Below are 12,135 nucleotides of genomic sequence, written 5' to 3' on the forward strand. Positions count from 1 at the left end.
ATAACATTTTAACACAATTCAATAATACAAAACACTTACGAACACTATTTTTAATGGTCAAATTAACATTGATAATAGATAAAGGAAATTACTTTTAAAATTCAACTTTGTCATTCATAATATAGTTAAGATAAATTGAATTTGATACGAGGTGTATACATATCATGGCAACAAATCATGAAATAGAATTTAAACAAATGATAACTGCATCAATCTATAATAAATTGCAAGAGAAATATTTTAAAGACAGTGTGCTGTTTAAGCAAGTCAATTACTATATTGATACACCCGATTTCAAATTAAAGGAACATCGCTCTGCACTACGCATAAGAGTTAAAGACAATCAATATGAAATGACTTTAAAGACACCAGCAAAGGTTGGTCTAATAGAATACAACTATATCGTCGACATTAAACCAGAGATGAACTTGATTATTTCAAACGACAATCTTCCAGATGACATTCGTCAAATTATAGTTGAACAGTTTGGTGTAAAGGATACAACTTTATCAATACTTGGCGCATTAACGACATATCGCCAAGAAACTAAATATAAAGGTGATTTACTTGTTTTAGATAAAAGTGAGTATTTCGATACTACGGATTATGAGTTAGAGTTCGAAGTTAAAGACTATAATCAAGGTTCACAAAAGTTCCAATCTTTATTAAACGAACTAAACCTCGAACATCATCAACCTTTAAATAAAGTTCAACGTTTTTTTAAGAAAAAAGAAACACTTTCAAACAATATAAATTAAATTGGCAAATATGCATATTTCTTTCAAATGTTTAAAATCATGTTATATTAGTTATATATTAACTTAAGTTCGTAACAGTAAATTTTTGAAAATGGGTGATTAAATGACAACAACACCATATGACATCATTGGTAAAGAAGCGTTATACGATATGATTGATTATTTTTACACCCTTGTAGAAAAAGATGAACGACTTAATCACCTGTTTCCAGGAGATTTTGCAGAAACAAGTCGTAAACAAAAACAATTTTTAACACAGTTTTTGGGCGGTCCAAACATTTATACCGAAGAACACGGACATCCTATGCTAAGAAAAAGACATATGGCGTTTACAATCACTGAATTTGAAAGAGATGCATGGTTAGAAAATATGCAGACAGCAATTAATCGCGCTGCGTTTCCACAAGGTGTTGGAGATTATTTATTTGAGCGCTTAAGATTAACTGCTAATCATATGGTGAATTCCTAAAATTAATTGTAGGTGAATAAACATGGCTGGAGAATTACGAATAATGGAAAATAAGAGTCGTGAAGATATTAATCTATCACCTGTAAGTAAAATCGAAATTTATTCATTTTTCGATCCATTTAGCTCCGATTGCTTCAAATTATCAGCAATCTTATCCAAATTAAGAATTGAATATAATCAATATATACGTATCAGACATATATTAAATCCTTCGTTAAAAGTATTAACGAAATGCCAAGCTCAAAGTACATCCAACTTTGATAACATCGCCCTAGCTTATAAAGCAGCTGAGTTACAAGGTCGTGTACGTGCCGAACGATTTATACATTTAATGCAAAATGAAATCATACCTAAAAGAGATATTATTACAGAATCAATGATTTGTGACTGTATTCAAAATGCAGGTATTGATTTAGAAGTATTTAAAGACGACTTACAAAAAAGTAAACTAACTGAAATCTTGAAAATTGATTTGCATATTGCAAGAGAAATGGAAATCGAACAAGCCCCTTCTCTCGTTTTCTTTAGTGAAGATGTTCATGAAGAAGGTTTAAAAGTCGAAGGATTATACCCTTATCACATCTATACTTATATAATTAATGAATTGATGGGTAAACCTATCGAAAAGAATCTTCCTCCTAAATTAGAAACTTATATACAGCAACAACAACTTGTAACGATGGAAGAATTACTTACTATTTATGAATGGCCAGAAAAACTTTTAAACAAAGAGTTAAAGAAGTTAGCCATTCAACAAAAAATTGAAAAACTTAAATATCCAGATGGCGATTTCTGGAAATCTAAAATGCCTAAAATCAAATCAAAATAAATAAATTAAAGACCTCGTACACCATAAATGTAACGAGGTCTTTTTATTGACTCTTAATTTTGCAACATTAAATTATTAGAACGTAATGTTACGCATCGATCTAAATATATTAGTGATGTTTTTCGAATTTAACCAGTTCGAAAATTATACAAATTATAAATTTGGTACATAATAGACATATATTAATCGTTAATGTATAAAAAGTGCATATTTAATACATTTTTATACAACTTCACTTCCCTCTTATTAAAAAAGAACATAAAAAAACGTCGTGTCTGAATACACGACGCTAAACAAAGGGGATGGGAGAAATTTTTCACTTCAAACAAAGGGGTATGTTTGTTATGTGATTAATTTCATGTTCATAATATAACACGCTATCTCTTCCATTTCAACCTTTTAATAGTACTTAATTTAAATTGTCACAATCTGTTCATAATGTAAGCGAATACAATAGCGCTAAGCTTTCATTAATTTTTCAAAAGCGTTCAATTTTTGTTCAAAAACTTCACAAGCTTGTTCAATTGGTTCAGGTGTTGTCATATCTACACCAGCATTTTTTAATATCTCAATTGGATAATTTGAGCTACCTTTTTTCAAGAATTCATTAATATATCTATCTACTGCTGGCTTACCTTCTGTTAAAATTTGATGACTTAAGCTTTGAGCTGCACTGTAACCAGTTGCGTATTGATATACATAATAATTCATATAGAAGTGTGGAATTCGTGACCATTCCTTACTAATATCTTCATCAGTTTCTACAGAATCACCGAAGTATAATTTATTTAATTTGGCATATTCTTCATTCATTCTAGTTGGCGTTAATGGTTCACCTGCTTCTTCAATTGCATGAATTTTATGCTCAAATTCTGCGAACATTGTTTGTCGGAATAATGTAGCTCTGAAACGTTCTAATTCTTGGTTTAATAATAATAAGCGTTTTTCATCATCAAGATGTTTATCCATATAATCACTTAAAAGTGCTTCGTTACAAGTTGATGCTACTTCAGCGACAAAAATAGTGTAGTCACTAGAATTTGACGGTTGGAATTTTCTACTGAAGTAACTATGTGCTGAATGTCCAAATTCATGAACTAATGTGTATAAGTCTGAAATAGTATTAGACCAGTTAAGTAGAATAAATGGATTAGTTAAATGTGCACCTGATGAATAGCCACCTGAACGTTTACCTTTATTCTCATAGACATCGACCCAACGATTGTTTAAGCCTTCTTTAACTACATTTAAATATTCTTCACCCATTGGTTCTAAAGCTTTTAACATCCACTCTTTAGCTTCTTCATAAGGCATTTCAAACTTAATATCTTTAATTAATGGTGTATATAAATCATACATTTTCAAGTCATCTAAACCTAGCAATTCTTTGCGCAATTCAGTATATCTATGTAGCAATGGTAAATATTTATGTACAGTTTTTACTAGATTGTCATATACATTTTCTGGAATATGATTATTACTCAATGCTTTTTCTCTTGCAGTTTTGTAATTGTGTGTACGAGCATTAAATACATTTTTCTTCACTTCACCTGCTAGCGTAGCGCCAAGCGTATTATTATGAGCACCATATGCTTTATATACATTTCTAAAAGCACTCTCTCTTAGTTTGCGATCATCTGATTCTAAATACTTAATAAATGTACCTTGTGTTAACGGGTGTGCATTTCCATCTTTATCAATCGCATCTTCAAATACTAAATCAGCGTTGCTAAACATACCGTATACATTTGATGGTGTTGATAACGCGTCCTGCGCTTCTGTTAATAACTTTTCAGTTTCAGCATCTAAAATATGAGGACGTTTTTCGTTAATCAACTTCAAATCAAATGCGAATTTTTGTAATTTATCATATGAATTTACAAATGATTGAATTTTATCTTCATCAATTTGTAAAATCTCTGGCACTAAGAAACTCCACGCCGAGCTAAATTTAATAATTAATTGATGTGCTCTTGACTCCATACCAGTATACTTGTCGTTCGTTGTATCTTGGTCTTGTTTTAGGTGCGCGTATACATATACTTTTTCTAATTTAGTACCTAATGTATCTTCTAATTCTAACGCATTGTATAATGTCTCAGCACTATCACCAATGTGTCCTTTAAATTGTTCTTCTTTGCCTAACTCATTTTCAACTTCTTTAAATGCAGCCTCAAAAGCTTCATCATCTTTAAAAATTGTTGTTAAGTCCCATGTATATTCAGGATATTTACGTTCCTGTTCTTCTCTCGATAATTGTTGACTCATATGTAGTAAACCTCCTAATAAAATATAATTGATATAATTTTCTCATTTTAGAACAAAATTTGCACGTCATTACCTCTATCTGAACTAATTTTTAAATAATTGTTAATAAGTTTTTCTATAATTGCTGTTTTACTTTCTAGAGCAACAATAAACTTTTTCAGTTTAAAATAATTAAGATTGTCACTTACTAATTTGCTTTTTCCATTCTTTAACCATAAATCAACTTGTAATTGCCACTCAATTGGATGATTTTCAATATAAATTTGCTCTGGAAAAATATAACCATAATTGTGCACTACTTCTTGATCAGTTAAATGCAACTGATACATTGCACTTAAAGTGGGTTCTAAAACAGAATTTTGCCAGCGACAATATTTGATATATTGATTAATTGCGAATTTTGATAATTTATAAACAGCATGATAATCACAAGGCGCCTCATTAAACAACTCACTAATTTTGGCATTCCCTTTTTCAGCGACATATTTGTGCCCGCCTATATATTGTATTTGTTGAAACATCATTATTTGTTTTTTCTCTAAATTGAACGTATGAAGTTTTCGAGTGATTGGATTAATAAACATACTTTGAAAATGATTGAACTTCACTTTATTATGACAATAATCAACATCATTTAATAACCAACTTACTTTATATCCCATTTTCTTTAAACCTTCCGTTCGTTGAAGAATCTGTTTATAAGGAATTGGCGAATACTGTAGCTCAATAACATATTTATTATTAATCAAAATATCCGGAATTTGTTTTATTTCTTTTAAAAATGGCTCTATCTCTACTTTACATCCTTGTTGCTGCATCATCTGTGCTAAAATCAATTTACTTTTATAATGTTTAATCGATTCATTATTAAAACATTTTTGTTCCGCTAAATGTTTATGTGCAAAATGACTAATTACTTTGAGCCCACGCTTTAAAATAACTTGCTTGCCACACACCGGACAAAAATATTGTGTCTTTCTCAATGCAGTAGTTGCTAACACGCGTTCCTTTTCTTCATTTAAAGCTACTAACATATCTTCACCTCAAAATATTACACGTAAGTTTAACTACTATTACTTTTTCAGCTTTTGAAATCAATAAAAAAAGAGACTCCAAAGAGTCTCCTTTCATAGTGCGTTGCTTAATTAATATCGTTATTCAGCTGTCTCTGGAAAATAACGTCGAACTTGAGCTGTTACGTTATGACTCATAATTATTTTAGCATAGTCATTTAAATAAACTTCTGTTCTGTCTGTTGGATAAGCAAATTCAAGCAATTGACTGTAACTATCATTAATGACCTCTTGATCAACATGACTATCAAAATGTACAGCATAATAATAAGTACCATCAACCATATATAACAAATCTTCAAACTCTGTAGTTATTGGATTGCTATGATATGCATAATTAATAACATCTTCTAAATCGTTAAATTTCACAATGATTGTTCTTGTATTTTTACGTGCTGAAGACTTTTGACGTTTAGAACCTTGTGACTCTTTTTCTTTTGTTCGTTGCTCGAATAATTCTTCTAATTGATCTTCACCTTCTAATGTTTGAGCTAACAATTCTTGAACTTGTTCATCAAATTGATCAGTTGCATCATCATCAGACATATTCATCATATCTTCATTTTTAGATTTAGAAATTGTGACTTCGACACCTTTTTCAAAGGCATGTACTTGAATCCATAATGGACCTTCTACAACAAAATCTTCTTCTTCGTTAATTTCATCCATCATTGACCAAAAGAATTCTTCGCCACGTTTGCGATTTGTCCATAAATCTTCACGACTAAATCCACGGGCCTCGATATCGCTATATGTTATAAACAATTTTACAGTTGTATCATCTACTCGTTCTATTCTCATATCATCTCACTCCTTACAGTCGATGAATAGTATCCACATTGTATTAAAGCATCAAACAAAATACAATATATTTGTTTGATTTCTTTCTCTAAAATATTTTGGTAACTTATAATAACATATTCGTTGTAGCAAAACTATTTAAATGATTTATACAGTTAAAGCATTAAAGCACTTTCTTAATTTAATTTTACCTTATCATAGCAAATGTTTCATCCAAAACACTCTAATATAGAGCTATATTAACAATTGCACATTTGATTTAAAAGATACTAAGCAATTATTGTAAAATTAAAACCAAAAAAGCAACACTATAGAAATAGCGTTGCTTGACATATCTTTTAGTAAAGTATGACACATAGTTAAATGGTTATTAGTCAACCATACGTTGTGCTTCTTGTAATTGGAACGTACGAACTTTTCTAGGTAAGAAACGTCGAATCTCGTCCTCATTATAACCAACTTGTAGTCGTTTATTATCTAAAATAATTGGACGACGTAATAAGCCAGGATTATCTTGAATGATTGAATATAAGTCTTGTAATGGTAGTGAATCAATATCAACATTTAATTTTTGGTATGTTTTAGAACGTGTAGAAATGATTTCATCAGTACCGTCTTCAGTCATTTTTAATATTTGCTTAATTTCATCAATTGTTAAATGTTCAGAAAAAATATTACGCTCCGTATACGGAATGTCATGTTCTTGTAACCATGCTTTCGCTTTACGGCAAGATGTGCAACTTGGTGAAGTAAATAATGTTACCATACATCTCACTCTCCTATTTGAATGAATAAAATTCATTGCTTAAAATTTAGTTATAGATCAAGAAAAAACATTTTTTTCTAAAATTCTTAATCGTTACTATTTATTATAACTATCTAACATTAAAATTAAATGAGAAAAACCTAATTTTTCAGATAAGTTTCTACACTTATAAAAAAGATTATTAATCCCTTTGTTAGTAGCAAGTTATACGTATATTCTAACACATCTTACATTTTTAAGAAATACTGTTATAATGATAATTATTAAAATATTACTAAGAAAGTAGGCATTTAAATGGAGACATTATTTTCAGGCATCCAACCTAGTGGAATTCCTACTATTGGAAATTATATTGGCGCACTAAAACAATTTGTTGATGTGCAAAATGACTACGATTGTTATTTCTGTATCGTAGATCAACATGCAATTACAATGCCACAAGATCGCTTAAAATTACGTAAACAAACTAGACAATTAGCAGCGATTTATTTAGCTTCTGGTATAGATCCAGACAAAGCAACATTGTTCATACAATCTGAAGTCCCTGCACACGTACAAGCAGGATGGATGTTAACTACGATTGCTTCTGTTGGAGAATTAGAGCGTATGACGCAATACAAAGATAAAGCTCAGAAAGCAGTTGAAGGTATACCAGCTGGTCTATTAACATATCCACCTTTAATGGCAGCTGATATTGTTCTTTACAATACTAATATCGTACCAGTTGGCGATGACCAAAAGCAGCATATCGAATTGACTCGTAACCTTGTAGATAGATTTAATAGCCGCTATAATGATGTGCTTGTGAAACCTGAAATTCGTATGCCTAAAGTTGGTGGACGTGTCATGAGTTTACAAGACCCAACAAGAAAAATGAGTAAGAGTGATGATAATGCTAAAAACTTCATTTCATTATTAGACGAGCCGAATGTTGCAGCTAAAAAAATTAAAAGCGCAGTAACTGATTCAGATGGTATTATTAAATTTGATCGTGACAACAAGCCAGGTATAACGAATTTAATTTCAATATACGCTGGATTAACAGACATGCCAATTAAAGATATTGAGGCAAAATATGAAGGCGAAGGTTATGGTAAATTTAAAGGTGACCTTGCTGAAATAGTTAAAGCATTTTTAGTAGAATTCCAAGAAAAATACGAAAGTTTCTATAACTCAGATAAACTTGATGATATTTTAGATCAAGGTAGAGATAAAGCACACAAAGTTTCATTTAAAACTGTCAAGAAAATGGAAAAAGCGATGGGTTTAGGACGTAAGAGATAAAATAAAGAGGTACTAGAATTAACTAGTACCTCTTTTATTATTTAACGTCTACCTCTAGGATTAAAAGCATCTTTAAGCCCTTCCCCTACAAAGTTTATACTTAATATAGTTAATGTAATCATTATAGCAGGTGGCATCCATATCCATGGTTTACCACTTATAACATCCCCTTCTTGAGCATCACTCAACATATTACCCCAAGATGGGATTGCTTTACTAATTCCGAATCCTAAAAAACTCAATCCTGATTCCACTACAATCATACCGGCAAATAACAATGTTGCTTGTACGATAACTACACTTAATATATTCGGCAAAAGATGTTTCAAAATAATTTTATATGTGGGTGTACCAATTGATTTTACTGCCAAAAAGTATTCATTTTCTTTTTCTTGAAGTACTTTACCACGAACAAGTCTTGCAATACCTCCCCAACTTAATACGATAATAACTAGAACAAGAATTATGGCAGATCCATAAGGATTTTTAATTTTATCTCCAAGTGCAGCATTTAATACAATTGCAAATATTAAAAATGGAAATAACATAACAAATTCGGTTATTCTCATTAATAATGTATCAACAATACCTCCAAAATAACCAGAAATCACTCCAACTGTAATTCCAATCAAAAGCATTCCTATTGTAGATGTAATTCCAATGGATAATGAAATACGACCTGCATATAACAAACGACTAAAGTTATCCCTACCACCAGAGTCTGTACCAAGAATGTTTTGTGCTGTCATTTCACCTTTTATATTTAATAAATCTTGTTGGTTCACTGGAAAAGGAGCTATTAATGGCGCTATAATTGATACAATAGTTATGATTAATAAAAAAATAATCGATAACATTGCAATTTTATTATGAATAAATTTAGACAATGCAATTTTAAAAGGCGATTTTGACTTATTTTGCATTCTAATCCCCCCTAGTTACTTCTAATTCTTGGATCTATAAATCCATAAGTAATATCAGAAATCAAATTACCCAGTAAACCTAAAAATGAGAAAAATAACGTTAATGCCATCATTAATGGATAGTCTTGGCCTATTACCGATTCTAAAAATAATTTACCGATTCCGTTATATGAAAAGATAGTCTCCGTAATCACAGCTCCACCTAAAATACTTACAATATCAGCACCTAAAAATGTAATAATAGGTATTAGAGAATTTCTCAATATATGTTTATTATAAATTTTATTCATAGATAATCCTTTTGACCTTGCCGTCAATACATAATCTTTTTTAGAATTTTCAATAATATCATTACGTAAATATTGAATATAACCAGCAGTAGATAATAAACCTAAAGTAAATGCAGGTAAAAATGTGTGATATATTTTACTCATATAATATTCAAAAGTGCCTTCTTTAAGGTTAATATCAACAGAACCTTGAAACGGGAACCATTGTAATTCAAAAGAAAAAATAAAAATTGCAAATACTCCCGCAATAAAAGATGGAATGGCTAACATCAAATAATTAAATATTTGCACAGTATAATCCGTCAAACTGTAAGAATATCTACCTGACGTTATTCCTAAAGCAAATGAGATAATATAAGTAATAATTAATGACATAGCACCGAGTAATATTGTATTTGGAATTCTTTCCTCAATAACATCAATTACCGGCCTTTTATATTTGATTGACTCCCCTAAATCACCGTGTATAACATGATTGACCCATCTAATGTATTGATGTGGTATTGAGTCGTTGAGACCTAACTTTTCTCTTTGTGCATTTATTGCTTCTTGTTTTATTTTACTGTTTTGTAAATCTGAAAATGGATCTCCTGGTTGTATGATTGCCAATGAAAATACAACTATTGAGATTAAAATTAGTAACGGGATCATTAACCCTAACCTTTTAAGTAATAATTTAATCATTTAAATCACCTACTTTATCTACGTAGAAACAAGCAACTTGGTGTTCGTTACCAATGTCCTTTAATTCTGGCATACTTTTTTTGCACATATCTTGAGCAATTGGACATCTAGTATGGAAAGGACAACCTTGTGGCGGATTACTTGGCGAAGGTAATTCTCCCTTTAATATAATTCTATTTTTATTTAGCTTATCAATTTGTGGTATTGATGAAATCAACGCTTTTGTATATGGATGTTTGGGATTTTCATAAATTTCTTTATCAGATGCGATTTCAACTATATGACCTAAATACATAACTCCAATGACATCACTTATATGTTTTACTACACTTAAATCATGTGCGATAAATAAATAGCTTAAGTTAAATTGTTCTTGTAAATCTTTTAATAAATTCAGTACTTGAGATTGAACAGATACATCTAATGCACTTACAGGCTCATCAGCAACAATTAAACTCGGACGCAAAGCCAATGCTCTTGCAATTCCCACTCTTTGTCTCTGTCCACCTGAAAATTCATGTGCATATTTATAATATGCATCTTCACTTAGGCCAACACATTTTAATAAATATAGTACTTCTTTTTTTATTTCTTCTTTTGGCAATTTTTTATAATTTAAAATAGGTTCTGAAATGATATCTCCAACCATTTGCATCGGATTCAATGATGCATACGGATCTTGAAATATCATCTGATATTGTTGTCGTGATTTTCTCAGTTTTTTACCTTGTAACCTTGTTATATCTTCACCATTAACAATTATTGAGCCTGAAGTTGCATCTTCAAGCCTGATAATCACTTTACCTAACGTTGACTTACCACAACCCGATTCTCCTACTAATCCAAAAGTTTGTCCTTTTTTTATTGAAAACGATACGTCATCAACAGCTTTAACGTACTGAGTTTTTTGTAATAATCCAGTTTTAATTTTGTAGTATTTTTTTATTTGATTTACTTCTAAAATATTTTCCATTCTTATATCTCCTTATATTCATTTTGGTACAAATGACAACGTACAATGACGTCTTCACAAACATGCATTTTAGGAGATTGATTATTACAAATATCCAGTTTTTTGTTACATCTATTTGCAAATCTGCACTTATTAACGTGAAATGCTTGGATTGATGGCACAATTCCTTCTATCGTTTCAAGTCGTTTCTGCTCTTCTTTAAGTTTTGGAATTGTAGATAATAATTTTTGGGTATAAGGATGTTTCGGATTGTGTAGTATTTCTTTTATGCCTCCAAATTCTACAATTTGACCTGCATACATAACCAAAACTTTATCGCAAAATTCAGCAACCACACTCAAATCATGTGTAATCATCATAATTGCCATTTGCGTTTCCTTTTGCAATTCTTTTAATAAGTCTAATATTTGCGCTTGAATCGTGACATCCAAAGCAGTTGTAGGTTCATCAGCAATTAATAATTTGGGAGAACATGAAATGGCCATTGCAATCATTACTCTTTGCCGCATACCACCAGATAATTGATGGGGATAGCTATTTAATATTTCATCTTGTCTTGCAATTCCAACTTTTTTTAGTAAATCTTTTGCTAAGTTATTTGCTTCTTTTTTAGAAATTTTTTTATGTGATTTTATAGATTCCACTAGTTGATTTTTTATGGTAAATACCGGATTTAAAGCAGTCATAGGTTCTTGAAAAATCATAGCAATATCATTTCCTCGAATATCTAGCAATTGCTTCTCATTGAGCGTATCGATTCGTTTACCATCAAATATAACTTCTCCATTACTTAGTTTAGATATCTTTTCTGGTAATAATTTAATAATTGACTTACTTAATATGGACTTACCACAACCAGATTCCCCTACTATACCCAAAACTTCTCCTTTAGATAATTCAAAAGAAATATTTTCAACAGTTGCTAACCATTCATTATTTATTTTTAATGAGGTTTCTAAATCTTTAACCTCTAACAATACATTATTCATAACATCCCCCCATATAAGTAAACCTCGA

The 12,135-nt window shown here is 30.5% G+C and carries 12 protein-coding genes; 4 read left to right on the forward strand and 8 right to left on the reverse strand.

Translation table 11 applies throughout. The features are described 5' to 3' along the window. Positions 1-164 precede the first annotated feature (164 nt). The 3 genes from JV528_RS09985 (at position 165) to yjbH (ending at position 2,056) form a co-directional block, all read left to right on the forward strand. Positions 165-758, forward strand: coding sequence for a CYTH domain-containing protein (locus tag JV528_RS09985; protein WP_000224616.1), 594 nt, complete (start codon positions 165-167; stop codon positions 756-758). Positions 759-861: 103 nt separating this feature from the next. After that, positions 862-1,227, forward strand: coding sequence for a truncated hemoglobin YjbI (locus tag JV528_RS09990; RefSeq protein ID WP_000214067.1), 366 nt, complete (start codon positions 862-864; stop codon positions 1,225-1,227). Between the two features lie 22 nt (positions 1,228-1,249). Continuing rightward, on the forward strand, positions 1,250-2,056 hold the full coding sequence (yjbH, locus tag JV528_RS09995; protein ID WP_204177202.1) for a DsbA family protein: 807 nt from the start codon (positions 1,250-1,252) through the stop codon (positions 2,054-2,056). Between the two features lie 459 nt (positions 2,057-2,515). Here yjbH and pepF read toward each other — a convergent pair whose 3' ends face one another. The 4 genes from pepF to spxA all read right to left on the reverse strand — a co-directional run bounded on the left by pepF (position 2,516) and on the right by spxA (position 6,964). Next, positions 2,516-4,324 carry an oligoendopeptidase F gene (pepF, locus tag JV528_RS10000; RefSeq protein WP_000082725.1) on the reverse strand — a complete coding sequence of 603 codons (1,809 nt, stop codon included), beginning with the start codon at positions 4,322-4,324 and terminating at the stop codon, positions 2,516-2,518. Between the two features lie 47 nt (positions 4,325-4,371). Next, entirely contained in the window at positions 4,372-5,358 is a 987-nt protein-coding gene (locus JV528_RS10005; protein ID WP_000959280.1) for a competence protein CoiA, read from the reverse strand. A 120-nt stretch (positions 5,359-5,478) separates the two neighbouring features. Next, the gene (gene mecA, locus JV528_RS10010; RefSeq protein WP_001217736.1) at positions 5,479-6,198 is read right to left on the reverse strand and encodes an adaptor protein MecA; all 720 of its coding nucleotides are present in this window, start codon (positions 6,196-6,198) and stop codon (positions 5,479-5,481) included. A 370-nt stretch (positions 6,199-6,568) separates the two neighbouring features. Continuing rightward, positions 6,569-6,964 carry a transcriptional regulator SpxA gene (gene spxA / locus JV528_RS10015; protein WP_000258003.1) on the reverse strand — a complete coding sequence of 132 codons (396 nt, stop codon included), beginning with the start codon at positions 6,962-6,964 and terminating at the stop codon, positions 6,569-6,571. A gap of 294 nt (positions 6,965-7,258) precedes the next feature. Between spxA and trpS the strand changes: the two genes are divergently transcribed. Next, a complete protein-coding gene (gene trpS, locus JV528_RS10020) occupies positions 7,259-8,248 on the forward strand; it encodes a tryptophan--tRNA ligase (protein WP_000448934.1) in 990 nt (329 codons plus the stop codon). A gap of 41 nt (positions 8,249-8,289) precedes the next feature. Here the strand turns inward: trpS and opp4C are convergent, their stop codons facing one another. Genes opp4C through JV528_RS10040 form a run of 4 tightly spaced genes read right to left on the reverse strand, consistent with a single transcriptional unit; the run spans position 8,290 to position 12,107 of the window. Further along, on the reverse strand, positions 8,290-9,171 hold the full coding sequence (gene opp4C, locus JV528_RS10025) for an oligopeptide ABC transporter permease (protein WP_204177200.1): 882 nt from the start codon (positions 9,169-9,171) through the stop codon (positions 8,290-8,292). Between the two features lie 11 nt (positions 9,172-9,182). Further along, positions 9,183-10,145, reverse strand: a complete 963-nt coding sequence (gene opp4B, locus JV528_RS10030; protein WP_204177198.1) for an oligopeptide ABC transporter permease — start codon at positions 10,143-10,145, stop codon at positions 9,183-9,185. Next, the gene (locus JV528_RS10035; protein WP_000427771.1) at positions 10,138-11,118 is read right to left on the reverse strand and encodes an ABC transporter ATP-binding protein; all 981 of its coding nucleotides are present in this window, start codon (positions 11,116-11,118) and stop codon (positions 10,138-10,140) included. Before JV528_RS10035 ends, opp4B begins: the two co-directional genes overlap by 8 nt. A 2-nt stretch (positions 11,119-11,120) precedes the next feature. After that, on the reverse strand, positions 11,121-12,107 hold the full coding sequence (locus JV528_RS10040) for an ABC transporter ATP-binding protein (protein WP_001067041.1): 987 nt from the start codon (positions 12,105-12,107) through the stop codon (positions 11,121-11,123). Positions 12,108-12,135: the final 28 nt, after the last annotated feature.

The sequence above is a fragment of the Staphylococcus sp. GDB20D11A genome (assembly GCF_016893255.1).
Lineage (GTDB): Bacteria > Bacillota > Bacilli > Staphylococcales > Staphylococcaceae > Staphylococcus > Staphylococcus aureus.